We start from the raw sequence: 19,977 nt of genomic DNA, 5'->3' as shown, positions 1-19,977 counted from the left end.
GCGGCCCGACCGACCGTCAGGTCGTGCGGGACGCCTCGACGAGGCGGTCGGCGGCCGACCACGCGTCGGTCCGGCCGTCGACGACCTCCGCGGCGAGCGCGCCGAGCCGGTCGGCCCCGGTGACCCGGCCGACGCGGGCCCGCAGCGCCTCGAGCGCCAGGCCCTCGACCTCGCGCGCGGCCCGGGCCAGCCGCCGGTCGCGCAACCCGTCGGTGCCCAGGTGCGCCCGGTGGGCCTCGACGGCCTCGACGAGGTCGTCGACCCCCTCGCCGGACGTGGCCACCATCCTCACCACCGGTGGGCGCCAACCTGGTTCGCCCCGGTCGGCCATGTCCACCATGTGCCGCAGGTCGCGGGTGGTGCGTGACGCCCCCTCGCGGTCGGCCTTGTTGACGGCGAGGACGTCACCGACCTCGAGGATGCCGGCCTTTGCGGCCTGGATGCCGTCGCCCATGCCCGGCGCGAGCAGGACGACGGTGGTGTCGGCCGTCCCCGCGACCTCGACCTCGCTCTGTCCCACCCCGACCGTCTCGAGGAGGACGACGTCGCAGCCGGCGGCGTCGAGCACGCGCAGGGCCTGCGGCGCGGCCCACGACAGGCCGCCGAGGTGACCGCGCGAGGCCATCGAGCGGATGAAGACCTCGGGGTCGGCGGCGTGCTCGGACATCCGGATGCGGTCGCCGAGCAGCGCCCCGCCGGAGAAGGGCGAGGACGGGTCGACGGCGAGGACGCCGACGCGCCGGCCGCGGGCGCGGTGGGCCGCGACGAGCGCGTTCGTCGTCGTCGACTTGCCGACACCGGGGGCGCCGGTCAGGCCGACGACGTGGGCACGGCCCGAGTCGGGGGCGAGCGCCGCCATCACCTCGCGCAGGGCGGGGTGGGCGTCCTCGACGAGGGAGATCAGCCGGGCGACGGCGCGCGGGCTCCCCTCCCTCGCCGCGGAGACGAGGGAGGGGACGTCGACGTCGCGCGCCGCGGCCAGCGGGGTCAGCCCCGGGCCGGGACCTTGACGACGAGGGCGTCGCCCTGGCCGCCGCCGCCGCAGAGGGCGGCCGCACCGACACCACCGCCGCGGCGCTTGAGCTCGAGGGCGAGGTGCAGCGTGATGCGCGCGCCGGACATCCCGATGGGGTGGCCGAGCGCGATGGCGCCACCGTTGACGTTGACCTTGTCGGCGTCGAGGCCGAGCTCCTTGGTCGATGCGAGACCGACCGCGGCGAAGGCCTCGTTGATCTCGACGAGGTCGAGATCGGTCGGCGAGATCCCCTCTCGCGCACAGGCCTTCGCGATGGCGCGCGCCGGCTGGCTCTGCAGCGTCGAGTCCGGGCCGGCGACGACGCCGTGGGCGCCGATCTCGGCGAGCCACTCGAGGCCGAGCTCTTCGGCCTTCGAGCGCTTCATGACGACGACGGCCGCGGCGCCGTCGCTGATCTGCGACGCCGAGCCCGCGGTGATCGTGCCCTCCTTGCTGAAGGCCGGGCGCAGACCGCCGAGCGACTCGGTCGTGGTGTCGGGGCGGATGCCCTCGTCGCTCTTGAACTCGACCGGCTCGCCGCGGCGCTGCGGGATGCTCACGGTGACCACCTCGTCGTCGAAGAGGCCGTCCTTCCAGGCGCGCGCCGCGAGCTGGTGGCTGCGGGCCGAGAACTCGTCCTGCTGCTCGCGGGTGAAGGCGAGGTCGCCGGTGTTGGCGGTCTCGGTGAGCAGGCCCATCGCCTGGTCGGTGAACGCGTCCCAGAGGCCGTCCTGCGCCATGTGGTCGTGGAGGGTGACATCGCCGTACTTGTAGCCGTCGCGGCTCTTCTCGAGCAGGTGCGGCGCGTTGGTCATCGACTCCTGGCCACCGGCGACGACGACGTCGAACTCACCGGCGCGGATCAGCTGGTCGGCGAGCGCGATGGCGTCGATGCCCGAGAGGCACACCTTGTTGATGGTCAGCGCGGGCACCGACATCGGGATGCCGCCCTTCGTCGCGGCCTGGCGGGCAGGGATCTGGCCCTCGCCGGCGGTGAGGACCTGGCCCATGATCACGTAGTCGACCTGGTCCGGCGCGACGCCGGCCTTCTCGAGGGCGCCCTGGATGGCGAAGCCACCGAGATCGGACCCGCTGAAGCCCTTGAGGGAGCCGCTCATCCGCCCCATCGGGGTGCGGGCGCCGGCGACGATGACGGTCGGGTCGGTGGACATGCGGTGGCCTCCGTGGTCGGGTCGGGAAATCCTCTCGATGCTAGTCGGCGGCCTCCGACGCTGCCGACCCCGAGGCACGGTGACGCTCGCCACCGTGCCCTGTCGCCGCGCGCGGGGCCGACCTACGCTGGCCGCATGAGCGCCACCGACCTCTTCACCGCCATCGACCACGTGGGCGTCGCCGTCCGCGACCTCGACGAGGCGGTCGCCTTCTACGAGCGCGCCTACGGGATGACGAAGCTGCACGAGGAGACGAACGAGGAGCAGGGCGTGCGCGAGGCGATGATGGGCGTCGGCGACAGCGGCTCCTGCATCCAGCTGCTCGCCCCGCTGTCGGAGGAGTCGACGATCGCGAAGTTCCTCGACCGCAGCGGTCCCGGCATCCAGCAGATGGCCTACCGCGTCGAGGACATCGACGCCGTCTGCGCGACCCTGCGCGAGCGGGGGCTACGCCTGCTCTACGACACCCCGAAGCGCGGGACGAGCGACAGCCGGGTCAACTTCGTGCACCCGAAGGACGCCGGCGGCATCCTCGTGGAGCTCGTCGAGCCGGCGGCCGACGCCGCCCACTGACCCCGCTCAGGCGTCGCGGCGGGGTCCGGCGGCCGCCAGGACCGGCAGCAGCGGCAGCAGGACGAAGGCCGGGACGACAAGCCCGGAGTCGTTGACGGCGAACCCGACGACCCCGAGGACGACGGCCGCGCGCAGGAGCACGCCGCCGGGCGCCGGAACGCGCCACCCGGTGCGCCACGCGACGAGCAGGAGCACGAGCGCCGCGAGCGAGATCGTCAGCAGCGGCGGCGAGCCGAGGTTCGTGAGGTTCTGCGCGAGCTTGCGCCCGACCACCTCGTCGGCCCCGCCGTCGATCACGGTCTGGACGAACTCGCCGAGGTGCGTGCGCGCCGCGGCCGGCCGCAGCCAGTCGAGGACCGCGAGCGCGAGCGTGAGGACGACGACGGCGACCCCGGCGACGAGGACCCGGACGACGCTGAGCCGCAGGCCCGCCGCGGCCGCGAGGACGAGCAGGCCGCCGAGCACGAGACCGGGCGGGCCGCCGAAGTCGGCGCCGTAGGAGGGATGGCCCTCGAGGGCCGTCGCGAGCAGGAGCAGGAGCGCGGCGAGGCCGAGGGCGACCCGCCGGCGGGGCCGCGCCCACGCTCCGAGCGCCGCCATGACGGTGAGGACCGCGACGCCGTAGAGCGCGAAGCTCGTGTTGCCGAACCCGTAGAAGCGCCCGCCCACGGTCGGGTTCTGCCCGAAGACCGACGAGAGCTGCAGGCGCGAGCCGGCGAGGACGTCGCCACCGAGCACGACGAGCGTGACGGCGCCGACGACGAGGGCCGCGCCGAGGCGGTGGCGCCGCCCGGCCGCGAGCCCCACGGCCGTGACGAGCACGACGGCCACGGCCAGCGCACCCGCGAACGCCAGGCGCGGGCGACCGGTCGACCACCACGGCACGAGGTTGGCGACGAAGGTCGCGACGGGCACGGTCGCCACGGCGACGCCGGCGGCGACGAGCCACGCCGGCAGGGGCGCGTCCCCTCCCCCACGGCGACGACGGACCAGCAGCACACCGACGGCGGCGGCGCACCACAGCGCGAAGGCCGCCGCCAGCCACCCGGTGACCTGGGGGCTCACCTCGCGCAGCGTCGCGGCCCGGACCTCGAACCCGTCGCGCGCGGCGACCCGCTCCTGCCCGGGCACGTCGTCGGCCTCGGCGGTGACGACCCGCCCGGTCAGCCCGGAGGCGTCGGCCCCGGACCACTCGAGCACGGACGCCGTGAGGTCCTGGAGCTGCACGAGGCCCGGCTGGCGCGTCGAGGGCGAGGTGAGGACGCCCGCGGGCGGCCCGGAGACGACGACCGCACGGGGGCGCACCGGCGACTCGCCGTCACCGACCCCGGCGACGACGAGGCGGGTCCCCGGCGCCGTCGAGCGGACGAGGCCCTGGACGACCGCGTCGAGGCGGCGCAGCGCGGCGTCGCGCGCCGGCGGGTCGACCGGCAGGGTGCCGGCGTCGACGAGCAGCACCGGGCACGAGGGGGTGGCGGGGACGTCGGTCGAGTAGTCGGGGACGGCCCCGTCCTCGTCGGCGGCCGCGAGCGCGGCCCCCGGCCCGACGGCCTGCACGCACGTACCGGCGTCGGCCAGCCGCTGCCCGAGCGTCCCCGGCACCGCGCCGTAGGACGCGTCGCGGGCGGCCTGCCGGTAGGTGGCCCAGCCGGGGAGGACCCCCGACTCGGGGGCGGCCGGCGGCTCGCAGGTCGCGGTCGGACCACCGGCCCGGCGCCCGGCCGACAACGTGAGCCACCCGTCGACGGCGCACGCCCGCGAGTGCGGCCCCCGCACGGTGAGCGACGCGACGGCGCCCTCGGCGGCGACCCGCGAGAGCCACGGCGTGCGGGCCTCGTCGATGTCGGACCACGCGAGGCCGGGGGCCCCGACGAGCACGACCGGGACGGGGTCCGCCCCGGTGGCCGCCGAGGCCGTCGGCACCGGGCCGAGGAACAGCCCCAGCACCGCGCAGAGCGTCGCGACGAGCGCGCCTACCACGGCGCGCCGGGGTCGGCGGATGGGCTCGGGACGCACACCGGAACGGTATCCCGCGCGCCCGCCCACCGGCTCGCCGCTCCGTGACCGGGGTCACGGGGTGACTGCCGTCTCACGCAGTACCGGGCCCGGTGACCGGCCAGTAGGTTCGCCGGGAACCGCTGCCCAGCACCGAAGGAGCACGACCCCATGGACCAGATCCGCGAGGCCATCCTCTCCGGTGACCGCACCCCCGAGACCTACTCGGGCATCGCCGTCCCCGGCTCGTACCGCGCCGCCACCGTGCACAAGGACGAGGTCGACATGTTCGAGGGCCTGTCCACGAAGGAGAAGGACCCGCGCCGGTCCCTCCACGTCGAGGACGTCCCCACCCCCGAGCTCGCCCCCGGCGAGGCGCTCGTCGCGGTGATGGCCAGCGCCATCAACTACAACACCGTGTGGACCTCGATCTTCGAGCCCGTCTCGACCTTCGGCTTCCTCGAGCGCTACGGCCGCACCTCGGAGTTCGCGAAGCGGCACGACCTGCCCTACCACGTCGTCGGCTCCGACCTCGCGGGCGTCGTGCTGCGCACCGGCCCGGGCGTCACCAAGTGGAAGCCGGGCACCGAGGTCGTCGCGCACTGCCTCTCGGTCGAGCTCGAGGACGCCGAGGGCCACGACGACACGATGATGGACCCGCAGCAGCGCATCTGGGGCTTCGAGACCAACTTCGGCGGGCTCGCCGAGCTCGCGATCGTCAAGGCCAACCAGCTGATGCCCAAGCCGGCCCACCTGTCGTGGGAGGAGGCGGCCTCCCCCGGCCTCGTCAACAGCACGGCCTACCGGCAGCTCGTCAGCAAGAACGGCGCGCACATGAAGCTCGGCGACCGCGTCCTGATCTGGGGCGCGAGCGGCGGCCTCGGCTCCTACGCCACCCAGATGGCCCTCGCCGGCGGCGCGACCCCGATCTGCGTCGTCTCCTCCCCCGAGAAGGCGGACATCTGCCGGGCGATGGGCGCCGAGCTCATCATCGACCGCTCCGCCGAGGGCTACCGGTTCTGGAACGAGGAGAACACCGCGCAGGACCCGAAGGAGTGGCAGCGCCTCGGCAAGAGGATCCGCGAGCTGACCGGCGGGCACGACGTCGACATCGTCTTCGAGCACCCGGGCCGGGAGACCTTCGGTGCGTCGGTCTACGTCGCGCGCAAGGGCGGCACGATCATCACCTGCGCCTCGACCTCGGGCTACCTCCACGAGTACGACAACCGCTACCTGTGGATGAACCTCAAGAAGATCCTCTCCTCGCACTTCGCGAACTACCGCGAGGCGTGGGAGGCCAACGACCTCATCGACCGCGGCATCGTCCACCCGACCCTGTCGAAGACCTACCGGCTCGAGGACGTGGGGCAGGCGGCGCTCGACGTCCACCGCAACGCGCACCAGGGCAAGGTCGGCGTCCTCACCCTCTCGCCCGAGGAGGGCCTGGGCGTCAGCGACCCCGAGAAGCGCGCGCGCTTCGAGGCCGAGATCAACCGGTTCCGGGACGCCTGAGCGACATCCCGGGCGCCTCCGCCCCCGGCCCGCACCCGCCACTAGGGTGTGGGCCGGAGGTGTGCCGGTGCGGATGACGACGGTGTGGGGCCCGGTGTCCCGGTGGGGCGACTACCGGCGGCGCCAGCGGCGCGTCCTCGAGCAGAGCAACCACATCGACCCCGAGGCGATCCCCGCCGAGGGCGACCTGCCGCCGGGCCCCGCGGGCGCGCTCGACCCCGGCACCGCGGCGCTGCTGCGCTACGGCTCGGCGGGCCAGCCGCTCAACCGGCACTCGCCCTTCTACATCGGGTTCTTCGGGGCCACGGGGGCGCTGCTCGCCGTCGGCCTGTGGACGGGCCTCGCCCGGCTCGCGACGACGATCACCATCCTCCTCGTCGCCTTCTTCCTCGCCCTCGCGCTCGACCCCGTCGTCGAGAAGCTGTCGCAGCGGTGGCTGCCCCGCCCCGTGGCCGTCACGGCGGTCTTCGGCGGGCTGCTGCTCGTCCTCGCCGCCATCGCCTCGCTCGTCCTGCCGACCGTGGTCGTCCAGGGGTCGGCCCTCGCCGCCCGCACGCCCGAGTACGTCGGCGACCTCCTCGACGCCCGGTGGGTCCGCGAGCTCGACCGGCACTACGACGTCATCGACCGGCTCCAGGCCGAGCTCGTGTCCAAGCTGACCGACCAGTCGTTCGTCGAGGGCCTGCTCGGCGGCCTCCTCGGCGCCGGCCGGGCGGTGCTCAGCGGGACCTTCCAGGTCCTCACCGTCCTCGTCCTGACCCTCTACCTGCTCGTGTCGATGCCCCGGGTCAAGACCGCCGCCTACGCGCTGGTCCCGATGAGCCGGCGCCCGCGGGTCGTCGCGCTCTCGGAGGAGATCATGCGTCGGGTCGGCGCGTACGCCGGCGGCCAGGTGCTCATCGCGACCCTCAACGCGGTGCTGTCGTACGTGATGCTCCGCATCGTCGGCGTGCCCTACCCCGCGGTCCTCGCGGTAACCGTCGGCCTGCTCGGCCTCATCCCGATGGTCGGCGCCACGCTCGGCGCGGCCATCGTCACCCTCGTCGCGTTCTTCGACGAGCCGCAGAAGGCGCTCGTCGTGGTCGTCTACTACGTCGTCTACCAGCAGGTCGAGAACTACGTCATCGCCCCGCGGGTCATGCAGCAGACGGTCTCGGTGCCCGGCACCGTCACGGTCGTCGCCGCGCTCGCCGGCGGGGCGCTGCTCGGCGTGCTCGGGGCGCTGCTCGCCATCCCCGTCGCGGCCGGGCTGCTCCTGCTCTACGAAGAGGTCCTCGTCCCGCGCCAGCGCGAGGCCTGAGGAGGCTCAGGGCTGCGCGGCGTGCCGCGAGGCCCAGCAGCGGGTGTGCCAGTGGCGCCGCTCCTCGACCCCGCCCACCCCGGTCGCCGGCCACGCGACGACGTGGGCCGTCCCGACCGGGATGCCCTGGTGGCACCCCGGGCAGCGGTACTCGCGGCTCGACGTGGCGCCGGTCAGCCGGCGGACGTGCCAGGGCCGTCCGCGCCACAGCTCGGTCGCGACCTCGGTCGAGCCGCCGAGCGGACGGGACTCGAGGTCGCGGCGGCGACGGTTGGAGCGGGGCACGTCGACCAGTCTGCCGCTCAGCCGCGCACGCGGGCGGACGAGGGGTCGTAGGGCGGGCGGAGCGAGACCTCGGCCGGGTACCGCGTGCCCGCGACGTCGACCTCCCAGCGGCCCTCGCGCAGCCACTGCGCCGTGACGCCCTCCTCGTGCTCGACGCCCGCGAGGCCGACGGCTCCCCCGACGCTCCAGCCGTAGGAGCCGCTGCGGACGTCACCGACCGCGACGCCGTCGCGCAGGACGACCTCGCCGTGGAAGAGCAGCGGCTCGGGGTCGGCGACGACGAGCGAGACGACGCGGTGGCGCGGGGCGCCGGCCCGTGCGCCGGCCTGCACGGCCCCACGGCCCCGGAAGCCGCCCGGCTTGTCGGCCGCCACCGCGAAGGACAGCCCGGCGGTGCGGACGTCGTCGGTGGTGTCGACGTCGTGGCCGTAGTCGCGGTAGCCCTTCTCGAGGCGCAGGCTGCCGAGCGCGGCGAGCCCCGTCGGTCGCAGGCCGTGCGGCGCGCCGGCCGCGAGCAGCCGGTCCCACACGGCGGGCGCGGCGGCGGCCGGGACGTAGAGCTCCCAGCCCAGCTCACCGACGTACGTGACACGGACGGCGAGCACCGGCGTGCCGTCGACCTCGATGCTGCGGGCGGCCCGGAACGGGAAGGCCTCGTCGCTCCAGTCCGCCTGCGGCGCCACGGTCTCGAGGACCGCGCGGGACGCCGGCCCCTGGAGGCTCAGCATCGCGCCGTCCTCGGTGACGTCCGTGACGGTCGCGTCGGCGTCGCCGAGGGCGCGGCGCAGCATCCCGAGGACCTGTGCGTGCTGGGTGTCGGAGGCGACGACGAGGAGGTCGTCGGCGGCGAGGCGGGTCACCGTGAGGTCGGCGAGCAGGCCGCCGTCGTCGGCGAGCCACTGCGTGTAGGTGATCCGGCCGTCGACCGACAGGTCGCCCGCGCTCAGGTGGTCGAGCACGGCGAGGGCGTCCGGGCCGCGCACGGCGAATCGCCCCATGAACGACATGTCGAACAGGCCGGCGGCCTCGCGGACGGCCCGGTGCTCGGCCTCCCAGCGCGCGAACCACGGGGCGCGCCCCCAGGTCGGCTCCGCCTGCGGGGTCTCCCCCGGCCCGGCGTACCAGGCGGCGCCCTCCCAGCCCGAGACGTCACGCAGGTACCCGCCGGCCGCGACGACCCGGTCGTGGACGGGCGAGCGGAAGACACCCCGCGACGTGGTCAGCTGCACGCCCGGCGTGTGCGCGGCGTAGACGGTGCCGAGCACCTCGGCGGTGCGGGCCCGCCGGTGCTCCGGCAGCAGCTGGTGCTCTCGGAAGCGGGCGACGTCGATCCCCGTGACGTCGACGTCCGGCCTCCCGGTGAGCACCCAGTGGGCGAGGATGCGCCCGAGCCCGCCCGCCGAGAGGATGCCGACCGAGTTCAGCCCCGCGCAGACGAAGTAGCCGTGGATGCCGGGGGCCTCGCCGACGCCCGGGGCGAGGTCGGGCATGAAGGACTCGGGGCCGCAGAAGAACGTGCGGATGCCGGCGGTCTCGACGACGGGCACGCGCGCCATCGCCTTCTCGAGGAACGGGCCGACGCGGTCGGTGTCGGGCGGGAGGCTCCCGAAGGAGAAGTCCCGCGGGATGCCCTCGACCTTCCAGGCGGCCGCGACCGGCTCGAAGAGGCCGACCATCATGCCGCCGCCCTCCTCGCGGTAGTACCCGTAGGAGGCGGGGTCCTCGAAGACCGGGGCGTCCGGGCTCATCCCCTCGATCGCCTCGGTCACGAGGTAGTAGTGCTCGGCGGCCTGGTTGGGCACGACGACGCCGTTCTGCGCGGCGAGCTCGCGGGCCCACATCCCGGCGGCGTTGACGACGACGTCGCACTCGACCGTGCCGTGGTCGGTGACGACCCCGGCCACCTCCTCGACGACGCCGCGCCGCCGCGTGAGCACCTGCTCGACGCGCACCCCCTCGGCGACCCGCACGCCGCGGGCCCGGGCCCCCTTCGCGAGGGCCATCGTCAGGTCGACGGGGTTGACCCGGCCGTCCCCGGGCACGTGGAAGCCGCCGGCGAGGTCGTCGGTGCGGGCCAGCGGGAAGAGCTCGGCCATCTCGGCCGGCGAGACCTCCTCGACCTCCAGCCCGAGGCGCCGCTGGAAGGTCGCTACCCGCCGGTACTCCTCGAGGCGGTCGCGGTCGGCGGCGGCCTCGACGAGCCCGACCGGCGTGAAGCCGGTCGACTGCCCCGTCTCGGCCTCGAGTCGCCCGTAGAGGTCGCGGGAGTACAGGCGCAGCCGCGTGCTCGTCTCGCTGAAGGATCCGAAGCACGTCATGAGGCCGGCGGCGTGCCACGTCGTGCCGGAGGTCAGCCGGTCGCGCTCCAGCAGCAGCACGTCGCTCTCGCCGGCCTGCGCGAGGTGGTAGGCGACCGAGGTGCCGATGACACCCCCGCCGACGACGACGACACGGGCGCGGGCGGGCAGCGGTGCGGGGCTCACCCGCCGACCCTACTGGCCGGCGCGGCGGCCCCGACGGCCCGGACGGCTCAGCGCTGCTTGCGGATCTGGCTCGCGGCCGACCAGGCGCTGGCGCCCATCGCGTTGACCGCCCGGACCCGCACCTGGCAGGTCTGGTACCCGGTCAGGCCACGGTGGTTGTAGTAGTACGTCGAGGCGTTCGTCGTCCTCGTCGTCCACGGCTTCCACGCGGTGCCGTAGTAGCAGCGCACCTGCGTCTCGTAGCGGGAGACGGCCGCGCCGTTGTCGGTGCTCTTCCACCAGCCGTAGTGGATGTAGTCGCGGGTCGGCGAGGTGAGGAAGCGGGGGCTCTTCGGCACCGAGGGCACGCTCGCCGGGACGTACGACACCTGCGGCGCCCAGGCGCTGAAGCCCGAGGCGTTCGCGAAGGCCACCGTCGTCCGGTAGGTGCGGCCGTTGGTCAGGCTCGTCAACGTGGTGCCGGTCGTCGTGCCGCCGTAGGTGCGGTAGACCGGGTCGTTCCACGCCGACAGGCTCGGGCTCCACAGCTGCGTGGCGATGCGGACCGTCGTCGTGCCGGCGGGCGGCGTGCCCCACGACAGCTGCGCGGAGGAGCTCTGGCGGGTGACCGAGAGGCGCGGCGCGGTCGGCGTCGAGACCCACGGGGAGGCGATGCACGCGTTCGTCGAGTCGACCGTGGAGCTCTGCCCCTTGACGAGGCTGTCGAAGGACGAGACGCCGAAGGCCTTCGGGTAGTCCGCGCGCCCGTACGCGGTGCAGGCCGACAGGATGCGCGGCTCCACCCGCGTGCCCTTGATGCCGCCCTCGCGGACCTCGAAGTGCAGGTAGTTCGTCGTGCAGGGCAGGGTGTCGCCCCAGTGCCCCATCCGCCCGATCTGGGTGCTCGGTGTGACCCGGGTCCCCTCCGCCACGGTGAGCGAGTCCAGGTGCGTGTACTTGGTGACGACGCCGCCCCCGTGGTCGACCCAGCCCCACGTGCCGTCGCTCTGGCCCGAGGTGCTGCAGGTCCGGCTGGTCGCCCCGACGTGGAACACGCCCGCGCCGGCCGCGTAGACCGGCTCCCCGAGGTCGCCGATGAAGTCGATCGCCCAGTAGCCGTGGTAGTCGCCGCCGCTGCCCGCGCAGTTGGACTTCACGCACGAGATGGCCGAGGCCTTGCGCAGCGGCAGCCACACCGGCGCGCTGTACGGGTGGCTCGAGTCGATGGCCGCGACCCGGCCCGGCGCCGGGGCGGCCGGCAGGACGACGGGGCGCACGATGCGCGGCCCGTCGGCGAGCGCGGGGGCGGTGGCACCGACCGCGGCGGCGACGACCGTGGCGGCGGCCAGGAGGACGCGCCCGACGGCGCGCGGGACTCGCAGGACAGGGGTGGACTGCATGACGTCGGCTCCTCGGGCAGTCCTCACCGCGCCGTGCGGCAGGGGTGCACGGCGTCGTGAGGTGGGCGGCAGGGCGTGCTGGGCAGAGGGTCCACGTCTGCGCTGCAGCACCGATCTCCCCCTCAGGATCCCGTGCGACACGCCGGTGCGCACCCCGAAAGGTGTGTGATGTCCGTCCGGCCGATGCCCATCCACCGATCGGCCACGCCCGGACGGGCCGGGCTCAGGCGTACGTGCGGAACCCGCGCCCGGTCTTCCGACCGAGGTAGCCGGCCGTCACGAGGTGCTCGAGCAGCGGCGCCGGCGCGTAGCCGCGCTCACGGAACTCGAGGTAGAGCTCGCGCTCGATGGCCAGCGACACGTCGAGCCCGACGACGTCGAGCAGCTCGAAGGGCCCCATCGGCAGCCCGCAGCCGGTCTTCATCGCGGTGTCGATGTCGTCGGCGCTCGCGTAGTTGGCCTCGAGCATCTTCACGGCGTCGTTGAGGTACGGGAAGAGCAGCGCGTTGACGACGAAGCCGCTGCGGTCGCCGCAGGTGACGGCCACCTTGCCGGTCCTCGCGCACAGGTCCTGGACGGTCGCGACGACGTCGGGCGCGGTCGAGATCGTGTGGACGACCTCGACCAGCTTCATCACCTGCGCCGGGTTGAAGAAGTGCATCCCGATGACGTCCTGCGGCCGGGCGGTGACCTTGGCGCAGTCGATGATGGGCAGCGACGAGGTGGTCGTCGCGAGGATCGCGCCCGGCTTGCAGATGCGGTCCAGGTCGCGGAAGAGGTCCTGCTTGACCGCGAGGTCCTCGGCGACGGCCTCGACGACGAGGTCGACGTCGGCGAGCGCCTCGCGCCCGGTCGCGCCGGCGACCCGGCCCAGGAGCGCGTCGGCGTCGGCCTGCTCCATCCGGCCCTTCTCGACCGCGCGGGCGCAGCTGCGGCCGAGCGTGGTGACGACGTCGGCGACCTTGGCGTCCGAGCGGGCGACGAACGTCACCGCGTAGCCGGCCTTCGCGAAGACCTCGATGATGCCGGTCGCCATCGTGCCGCTCCCGACGACGCCGACCGTGCGCACCTCGCGCAGGTCGACGCCCGCGGGCACCCCGCCGGACGGGGTCTGCGCGTCGGCGACGACCTCGGGCGAGCCGGGGGCGGAGTAGGTGTAGAAGCCGCGGCCCGACTTCCGGCCGAGCAGGCCGGCGGAGACCATCTGCTTGATGATCGGGCTCGGGGCGTGGAGGCGGTCGCGACCCTGCTTGTACATCGTGTCGAGGATCTCGTACGCGGTGTCGAGGCCGATGAGGTCGAGCAGCTGGAGCGGGCCCATCGGGTAACCGCACCCGAAGCGCATCGCGGCGTCGAGGTCCTCGCGGGTGGCGTAGCGGCTCTCGTACATCGCGACGGCGTGGTTGAGGTAGCCGAAGAGCAGGGCGTTGGCGATGAAGCCCGCCTTGTCGCCGACGATGACCGGCTTCTTGCCGATCCGCTCGGCGAGGGCCTTGACGTCCTCGAAGACGTCGTCGGCCGTGATGACGGTGCGGATGACCTCGACGAACTGCTGCACCGGGGCCGGGTTGAAGAAGTGCATCCCGACGACGCGCTTGGGGTCTCGGGTGGCGACGGCGATCTCGGTGACGGGCAGCGAGGAGGTGTTCGTCGCGAGGACGGCGTCAGCAGCGACGATGTCGTCGAGCCGACCGAGGATCTGCTTCTTCAGCTCCAGCTGCTCCGGGACGGCCTCGACGACGAGCTGGCAGCCCGCGAGGTCGGCGAGGTCGCTCGTGAAGCGGACCCGGGCGTGGAGGGCGTCGTGCTGCTCCTGGGTGATCTTCTCGCGGCGCAGGGCGCGGCCGGTGCTGCCGGCGAGGATCTCGCGACCGTGGGCCACCCCGGCCTCGTTCGCGTCGACCGCGACGACGTCGATGCCGTTGCGCGCGAACACCTCCACGATGCCTGCGCCCATGGTCCCGAGGCCGATCACACCCACGCTGGTGAAGTCACGCGTCATGGCGGCGATCCTTCCAGAGGGCCCCACGGGCCACGAGACCGGCGGGGCGTGACGCTGCTTACCCCGTGGCCGCGGGGCCCGGCGTCACCAGTCGACGCCCGCGGCGACGAGCTCGACCTCCAGCCCGAGCCGGTCGCGCGGGTCCAGCGGCAGCAGGCCGATGGGTGTCGGCACGCGGGCGTGGCCGCAGAGCTGCACGAGGACGTGGTCGTACGCGGCCCGCGCGGCGGCGAGCCGGGCGGCGCGGTGCGGCTGGTCGTCGCCTTCGATGCGCACGACCTCCGCGGCCAGCCGGCGCAGCTCGAGGACGAGGAGCACCGGCAGCACCGGCTCGGGACGGGTCCGCCGCACCATCCCGACGCGCTCCATCCCGTCGGCCACACCCCGCAGCCGGTCGGCGCACCACCGGGTCGGCCGGCCGAGCCGGCGCAGGACCCGCGGCGCGGGCTCGCCGGTGAACCAGCGCAGGAGGGAGAGGCCGGCGACGAAGACGGCGCCCGGCAGCGCCACGAGCACCAGCGGCACCAGCGCTGCCCTCATCGGCCTCACCTCGGGCACCAGTGTGCGCGCGGGGTCCGGGGCGGGGCAAGCGGCCTCGACGGCCGGTCGGTAGGGTTCACGCTCGTGCGGATGGTCATCGCGACGTGCTCGGTCGACTACGAGGGACGCCTGAGCGCCCACCTGCCCCTCGCGACGCGCCTGCTCCTCGTCAAGGCCGACGGCTCGGTGCTCGTCCACTCCGACGGCGGCTCGTACAAGCCGCTCAACTGGATGTCCCCGCCGTGCGCGATGGCCGAGGTCGCCCCCGACGAGACCGAGGCCGCCGACGGCGTGAGCGCGGTCTGGGTCGTCCAGCACGCGAAGTCCGAGGACCGGCTGCGGGTGCGCCTGCACGAGGTCCACCACGACAGCTCGCACGACCTCGGGGTCGACCCCGGCCTCGTCAAGGACGGGGTCGAGGCGCACCTCCAGCGGCTGCTCGCCGAGCACATCACGACCCTCGGGGAGGGCTGGACCCTCTCGCGCCGCGAGTACATGACGGCGATCGGGCCGGTCGACATCCTCTGCCGCGACGCCTCCGGCGGCCACGTCGCCGTCGAGATCAAGCGGCGCGGCGAGATCGACGGCGTCGAGCAGCTGACCCGCTACCTCGAGCTGATGAACCGTGACCCGCACCTCGCGCCGGTCACCGGCATCTTCGCCGCCCAGGTCATCAAGCCGCAGGCGCGCACCCTCGCCGAGGACCGCGGCATCCGCTGCGTCGTCCTCGACTACGACGCCCTGCGCGGCATCGACGACACCGAGCACCGCCTCTTCTGAGCCCGGACGATCCTCTCGACCTCGAACGGGACTCAGACCGGCCAAGCGCCCGCGGTCCAGCCATCGTCCCCGACGGTGAACCGCAGCGGCACCGCGTTCGGCACGAACCCGTGGTCCAGAACGTGGTCGTCGCGAAGGTTGTCGCAGAGCCGGGGCACCGCGAAGGCCATGACACCGCCGTGGGTGACGACGAGCACCTGCTCACCCGGAACTCGTCGGTCAGCGAGAGCAGCGCCGCTCGGACCCGCGCGAGCACCTCGTGGCCGCTCTCCGCTCCCGGGACCCGGCGGTCGAGGTCCCCGCGCCGCAGCCAGGCGTCGAAGACGTCCTGGAAGGCCGGGTCGCCCTCCGGCAGGCCGGCGACGCGGTCGTCGTGCAGACCCAGCTCCCGGACCTGCTCACGCCCTCTCGCGGAGAGCCATCCCCCGGCGTCGCGGTAAACGGACGGCTCGTCGTACTCGGCCTCGCCGGCCAAGAATCCGCGTCATCACGGTGACGGCGCGGAAGCTCGTCGGCGTCGCGGATGCATCCCCGTCCCGATCCAACATCCGCGTCATCACAGGGACGACACGGTACCTCCGCACCGCTGTTTCGGCGTCCTCCCGGCCGGGTAGCCGATGCTCATGACCGACACCAACACCACCCCCCGCAAGGTCGCCTTCCTCGTCGCCACCGAGGGCATCGAGCAGGTCGAGCTCACCGAGCCCTGGAAGGCCGTCGAGCAGGCCGGCCACACCCCCGTCCTCGTCTCCACAGAGTCCGGCGAGGTGCAGGCCTTCAACCACCTCGACAAGGCCGACACCTTCTCCGTCGACGTCGTCGTCTCCGACGCCGAGGTCGGCGACTACGACGCGCTCGTCCTGCCCGGCGGTGTCGCCAACCCGGACGCCCTGCGCACCGAGCAGGACGCCGTCTCCTTCGTGCGCACGTTCGTCGAGTCCGGCAAGCCGGTCGCCGCGATCTGCCACGCCCCGTGGACGCTCATCGAGGCGGACGTCCTGCGCGGTCGCACGCTCACCTCGTGGCCGAGCCTGCAGACCGACCTGCGCAACGCGGGCGCGACGTGGGAGGACCGCGAGGTCGTCATCGACGACAACCTCATCACGAGCCGCAACCCCGACGACCTCCCCGCGTTCGGCAAGGCCCTGACCGACGCCCTCGGCGCCTGACCGACGCCCCCTCGCGCCCGTCCCGGCTCAGGCCGGGGCGGGCGCGTCGCTGTCGGCGGCCGGCGGTGCGAGGTTCCGGGACTCGCGGATGACGTCGACGAAGCGGGCCATGATGTCGTTGAGCCCGAAGTCCTTCGGGGTGAACACCTCGGCCACCCCGAGCGCCTTGAGCCGGGCCGCGTCGGCGTCCGGGATGATCCCGCCGACGATGACCGGCACGTCACCGGCCCCGGCGGCCCGCATCCGCTCGAGGACGTCGGGCACGAGCTCCATGTGCGAGCCGGAGAGGATCGAGAGCCCGACGAGGTGGACGTCCTCGGCGACGGCCGCGCCGACGATCTGCTCGGGCGTCAGCCGGATGCCTTGGTAGACGACCTCGAAGCCGGCGTCCCGGGCCCGGACGGCCACCTGCTCGGCCCCGTTGGAGTGCCCGTCGAGCCCCGGCTTGCCGACGAGCACGCGCAGCCGCTCGCCGAGCTCCTCGCCGGTCGAGCGGACGAGCTCGCGCACCCGGACCAGCTCGGCGCTGCCCGCGGCGACCCCGACCGAGCCCGTGACCCCCGTCGGCGCCCGGAACTCGCCGAACACCTCGCGCAGCGCGCCGGCCCATTCCCCCGTCGTCAGCCCGGCCCGCGCGCACTCGAGCGTCGCGGGCACGAGGTTGGTCGACCCGGCCGCGTCCTCGCGCAGGCGGGCGAGGGCGCGCTCGGCCCGCTCGCGCCGGGCGGGGTCGGCGTCCCGCTCCTCGCGCCAGCGCCGCACCGCCTCGACGGCGGCGGCCTCGACCCCGGGGTCGACGGTCTGGATCGCGGTGTCGAGGTCGGCGGTCAGCGGGTTGGGCTCGGTCGACTCGAAGCGGTTGACGCCGATGACGACCTCCTCGCCCGCCTCGATGCGGGAGCGGCGGCGCGCATGCGACGCGACGAGCTCGGACTTCATGTAGCCGCCCTCGACCGCCGCGACCGCGCCGCCGAGCTCGGCGACCCTCGCCATCTCCTCGCGCGCCCCGGCGAGCAGCTCCTCGACCTTGGCCTCGACGACGACCGACCCCTCGAAGAGGTCCGCGTACTCGAGCAGGTCGGACTCGTAGGCGAGCACCTGCTGGATCCGCAGCGACCACTGCTGGTCCCACGGCCGGGGCAGCCCGAGCGCCTCGTTCCACGCCGGCAGCTGCACGGCGCGGGCCCGCGCGTCCTTGCTCAGGGTGACGGCGAGCATCTCGAGGACGATGCGCTGGACGTTGTTCTCGGGCTGGGCCTCGGTGAGCCCCAGCGAGTTGACCTGCACGCCGTAGCGGAAGCGCCGCTGCTTGGGGTCCTGCACGCCGTAGCGCTCGAGCGTCACCTCGTCCCAGAGCCGGACGAAGGCGCGCATCTTGCACATCTCCTCGACGAACCGCACGCCGGCGTTGACGAAGAACGAGATGCGGGCGACGACCTCGCCGAACCGCTCCGGCGGCACCTGCCCGGAGTCGCGGACCGCGTCGAGGACCGCGATCGCGGTCGACATCGCGTAGGCGACCTCCTGCACCGGCGTCGCCCCGGCCTCCTGGAGGTGGTAGCTGCAGATGTTGATCGGGTTCCACCGCGGGATCTCGGCGACGGTGTGCGCGACGAGGTCGGTGATCAGCCGCATCGAGGGTCCGGGCGGGAACGCGTAGGTCCCCCGCGACAGGTACTCCTTGATGATGTCGTTCTGCGTCGTGCCGGCCAGCGCCCGGACCGCCTCGTCGGGGTCGAGCCCGGCCGCCTCGGCCTGCTCCTCGGCGACCACCTGGTACAGGGCGAGCAGCCACATCGCCGTCGCGTTGATCGTCATCGACGTGTTCATCTCGGCGAGCGGGATGCCGTCGAAGAGCGCCCGCATGTCGCCGACGTGCGACACGGGGACGCCGACCTTGCCGACCTCGCCGCGGGCCAGCGCGTGGTCCGGGTCGTAGCCGGTCTGGGTCGGCAGGTCGAAGGCGACCGACAGGCCGGTCTGGCCCTTCTCGAGGTTGCGCCGGTAGAGCGCGTTGCTCGCCGCCGCGCTCGAGTGGCCGGCGTAGGTGCGCATGACCCACGGGCGGTCGCGCTCGGGGCGCGGGGCGTCGCTGCTCTCGGACATGGCCGGAACGCTAGCCGCGGGCCCCGGAGCCGGGTAGGTCGTCCGGCGGTGAGAGTGCCCACACGTGAGGCACGCCACGGCGGCCGGCGTCGCGCCGGCCGCCGCTCAGGGCACGGGGACCGGCGGCGCCAGCAGGCCGGGCAGCCGCAGGCGCAGGAGCAGACGGCGGGTGCGGTCGTCGGCGGCCACGACGACGAGGCGCCGACCGGCGCGGTGGGCCCGCCGGTGCGCCTCGAGCAGCAGCCCGAGGGCGCACGCGTCCCCGATGTGCGCCCCCGTGAGGTCGAGATGGAGCGGGTCCGCGCCCTGGGCGATGACCCGGTGCAGCGCCGACCTGAGGTCGGCGGCGCTGCGGGCGTCGAGGCGCCCCGTCACGGTGATGAGCACACCCTCGTCCCGGGCGTGCTCGGTGATGGTCGCGGTCGGTTCTCCCCGGTCGGCCACGTCCTCCCCCTCTCCACGTCGTCGTGTGCCCCTATCGACCCACGAACCCACCCCGGTGGCCCAGCGCACACGGTCACGATTCGACAACGACGTCGCCGATGTCACCTAGCGGCCAGCGCCGTGGCCGTGCCGGTCGCCTGCCAGACTGTGCGCATGGTCAACCTCACCCGGATCTGGACCCGGACCGGCGACGACGGCACGACGGCGCTCGGCGACCTCAGCCGCACCCGCAAGACCGACGTGCGCCTGGCCGCCTACGCGGACGTCAACGAGGCGAACGCCGCCCTCGGCGTCGCCATCGCGTGCGGCGGGCTGCCGGTCGAGGTGCGCACCGTCCTGCTGCGCGTGCAGAACGACCTCTTCGACGTCGGCGCCGACCTGTGCACGCCGCTCCAGGAGAGCTACGAGTACCCGCCGCTGCGCGTCAAGGACGAGTGGGTCGCCGAGCTCGAGGCCGACTGCGACACCTGGCTCGCCCCGCTCGAGAAGCTGCGCTCGTTCATCCTGCCCGGCGGCACGCCCGGCTCGGCCTACCTGCACCAGGCGCTCACCGTCGTCCGGCGGGCCGAGCGCTCGACGTGGGCGGCCATCGAGGAGTACGGCACCGAGCCGGGCACCGAGCGCGGCCACGGCGGGGTCAACCCGACGACCGCGCAGTACCTCAACCGGCTCTCGGACCTGCTCTTCGTCCTCGCCCGCACGGCCAACGTCGACGCCGGCGGCGACGTCCTCTGGGCGCCCGGCGGCGGCCGCGAGGCCGACCCCAACGCCCGCTGAGGTCAGGCGACGTTGACGTTGAGTCCGGGCGGGCTCGACTCGAGCCAGGCCCGGACGGCGGTGTAGGCCGCCGGCACGAAGGCGAACTCGCACGAGCGGCCCGCCGCGGTGCCGGTCACGGCCACCGGCTCCGACAGCCCGGGGATGACCTCGGTCGTCGGCTGCGGCGAGCCGAGCTCGACCTCCCCGCGCAGCCAGGAGACCTCGGGCCGCAGCGACGGCCCGACGATGCTGAACCACTCGAAGCGCTCGGCCCCGAGCCGGGCCAGGCCCAGGCGCCAGCGTCCCCCGTCGTCGTCGCGCAGCGCGCAGAGCATGACGGGACGACCGTCCCCGGAGATGAACCGACGGCGCGCCCACACGAAGGTGAGCGCGCCGAGGACGGTGAGGACGACGAGGGCGAGGACGAGCTCGGAGACGACCAGTGCATCCATCCGAAGCCCGT

The 19,977-nt window shown here is 74.1% G+C and carries 18 protein-coding genes; 6 read left to right on the top strand and 12 right to left on the bottom strand.

The window, feature by feature from the left end; all coding sequences use genetic code 11:
- Positions 1-16 precede the first annotated feature (16 nt).
- Both meaB and IG69_RS0108920 read right to left on the bottom strand, forming a co-directional pair.
- Positions 17-982 carry a methylmalonyl Co-A mutase-associated GTPase MeaB gene (gene meaB / locus IG69_RS0108925; RefSeq protein ID WP_030527817.1) on the bottom strand — a complete coding sequence of 322 codons (966 nt, stop codon included), beginning with the start codon at positions 980-982 and terminating at the stop codon, positions 17-19.
- 5 nt (positions 983-987) lie between these two features.
- Entirely contained in the window at positions 988-2,187 is a 1,200-nt protein-coding gene (locus tag IG69_RS0108920) for an acetyl-CoA C-acetyltransferase (protein WP_030527816.1), read from the bottom strand.
- A gap of 135 nt (positions 2,188-2,322) precedes the next feature.
- Here IG69_RS0108920 and mce point away from each other — a divergent pair, with 135 nt between their 5' ends.
- Positions 2,323-2,760: a methylmalonyl-CoA epimerase gene (mce, locus tag IG69_RS0108915; protein ID WP_030527815.1), complete on the top strand. Its 438-nt coding sequence runs from the start codon at positions 2,323-2,325 to the stop codon at positions 2,758-2,760.
- Positions 2,761-2,766: 6 nt separating this feature from the next.
- On the opposite strand, the gene IG69_RS0108910 is transcribed toward mce, so the two are convergent.
- Positions 2,767-4,776 carry a hypothetical protein gene (locus IG69_RS0108910; RefSeq protein WP_157577468.1) on the bottom strand — a complete coding sequence of 670 codons (2,010 nt, stop codon included), beginning with the start codon at positions 4,774-4,776 and terminating at the stop codon, positions 2,767-2,769.
- 150 nt (positions 4,777-4,926) lie between these two features.
- Here IG69_RS0108910 and ccrA point away from each other — a divergent pair, with 150 nt between their 5' ends.
- Together ccrA and IG69_RS0108900 are read left to right on the top strand one after the other, a co-directional pair.
- Positions 4,927-6,267, top strand: a complete 1,341-nt coding sequence (gene ccrA, locus IG69_RS0108905; protein WP_030527813.1) for a crotonyl-CoA carboxylase/reductase — start codon at positions 4,927-4,929, stop codon at positions 6,265-6,267.
- A gap of 73 nt (positions 6,268-6,340) precedes the next feature.
- Positions 6,341-7,567: an AI-2E family transporter gene (locus tag IG69_RS0108900; protein WP_036829628.1), complete on the top strand. Its 1,227-nt coding sequence runs from the start codon at positions 6,341-6,343 to the stop codon at positions 7,565-7,567.
- Between the two features lie 6 nt (positions 7,568-7,573).
- Here the strand turns inward: IG69_RS0108900 and IG69_RS0108895 are convergent, their stop codons facing one another.
- The 5 genes from IG69_RS0108895 to IG69_RS0108875 form a co-directional block, all read right to left on the bottom strand.
- The gene (locus IG69_RS0108895; protein WP_036829626.1) at positions 7,574-7,852 is read right to left on the bottom strand and encodes a hypothetical protein; all 279 of its coding nucleotides are present in this window, start codon (positions 7,850-7,852) and stop codon (positions 7,574-7,576) included.
- Between the two features lie 17 nt (positions 7,853-7,869).
- Complete coding sequence (locus IG69_RS0108890; protein ID WP_030527810.1) at positions 7,870-10,335, bottom strand: GcvT family protein; 2,466 nt, start codon at positions 10,333-10,335, stop codon at positions 7,870-7,872.
- 47 nt (positions 10,336-10,382) lie between these two features.
- On the bottom strand, positions 10,383-11,714 hold the full coding sequence (locus tag IG69_RS0108885; RefSeq protein ID WP_030527809.1) for a peptidoglycan DD-metalloendopeptidase family protein: 1,332 nt from the start codon (positions 11,712-11,714) through the stop codon (positions 10,383-10,385).
- 223 nt (positions 11,715-11,937) lie between these two features.
- On the bottom strand, positions 11,938-13,716 hold the full coding sequence (locus tag IG69_RS0108880) for a 3-hydroxyacyl-CoA dehydrogenase family protein (RefSeq protein ID WP_030527808.1): 1,779 nt from the start codon (positions 13,714-13,716) through the stop codon (positions 11,938-11,940).
- 84 nt (positions 13,717-13,800) lie between these two features.
- Positions 13,801-14,256, bottom strand: a complete 456-nt coding sequence (locus IG69_RS0108875; protein ID WP_157577466.1) for a hypothetical protein — start codon at positions 14,254-14,256, stop codon at positions 13,801-13,803.
- 84 nt (positions 14,257-14,340) lie between these two features.
- Here IG69_RS0108875 and nucS point away from each other — a divergent pair, with 84 nt between their 5' ends.
- Positions 14,341-15,036, top strand: coding sequence for an endonuclease NucS (gene nucS, locus IG69_RS0108870; RefSeq protein ID WP_030527806.1), 696 nt, complete (start codon positions 14,341-14,343; stop codon positions 15,034-15,036).
- 32 nt (positions 15,037-15,068) lie between these two features.
- Here the strand turns inward: nucS and IG69_RS22100 are convergent, their stop codons facing one another.
- Complete coding sequence (locus tag IG69_RS22100; protein WP_157577464.1) at positions 15,069-15,233, bottom strand: hypothetical protein; 165 nt, start codon at positions 15,231-15,233, stop codon at positions 15,069-15,071.
- A 426-nt stretch (positions 15,234-15,659) separates the two neighbouring features.
- Between IG69_RS22100 and IG69_RS0108855 the strand changes: the two genes are divergently transcribed.
- Positions 15,660-16,205: a type 1 glutamine amidotransferase domain-containing protein gene (locus IG69_RS0108855; RefSeq protein WP_030527804.1), complete on the top strand. Its 546-nt coding sequence runs from the start codon at positions 15,660-15,662 to the stop codon at positions 16,203-16,205.
- Between the two features lie 27 nt (positions 16,206-16,232).
- Here IG69_RS0108855 and IG69_RS0108850 read toward each other — a convergent pair whose 3' ends face one another.
- Together IG69_RS0108850 and IG69_RS21580 are read right to left on the bottom strand one after the other, a co-directional pair.
- A complete protein-coding gene (locus IG69_RS0108850; RefSeq protein WP_030527803.1) occupies positions 16,233-18,311 on the bottom strand; it encodes a protein meaA in 2,079 nt (692 codons plus the stop codon).
- Between the two features lie 105 nt (positions 18,312-18,416).
- Complete coding sequence (locus IG69_RS21580; RefSeq protein ID WP_242525824.1) at positions 18,417-18,755, bottom strand: STAS domain-containing protein; 339 nt, start codon at positions 18,753-18,755, stop codon at positions 18,417-18,419.
- A 153-nt stretch (positions 18,756-18,908) separates the two neighbouring features.
- Between IG69_RS21580 and IG69_RS0108840 the strand changes: the two genes are divergently transcribed.
- Positions 18,909-19,532 (top strand): cob(I)yrinic acid a,c-diamide adenosyltransferase, encoded by a 624-nt coding sequence (locus IG69_RS0108840; protein WP_030527801.1) that lies wholly within the window; start codon positions 18,909-18,911, stop codon positions 19,530-19,532.
- A gap of 2 nt (positions 19,533-19,534) precedes the next feature.
- Here IG69_RS0108840 and IG69_RS0108835 read toward each other — a convergent pair whose 3' ends face one another.
- The gene (locus IG69_RS0108835) at positions 19,535-19,966 is read right to left on the bottom strand and encodes a DUF2550 family protein (protein ID WP_030527800.1); all 432 of its coding nucleotides are present in this window, start codon (positions 19,964-19,966) and stop codon (positions 19,535-19,537) included.
- Positions 19,967-19,977 lie beyond the last annotated feature (11 nt).

It is taken from the genome of Phycicoccus jejuensis (assembly GCF_000720925.1).
Classification (GTDB): domain Bacteria; phylum Actinomycetota; class Actinomycetes; order Actinomycetales; family Dermatophilaceae; genus Phycicoccus; species Phycicoccus jejuensis.
The sequence above is the reverse complement of the archived record's forward strand: the minus strand, read 5'-3'. Positions and strand labels throughout refer to the sequence as shown.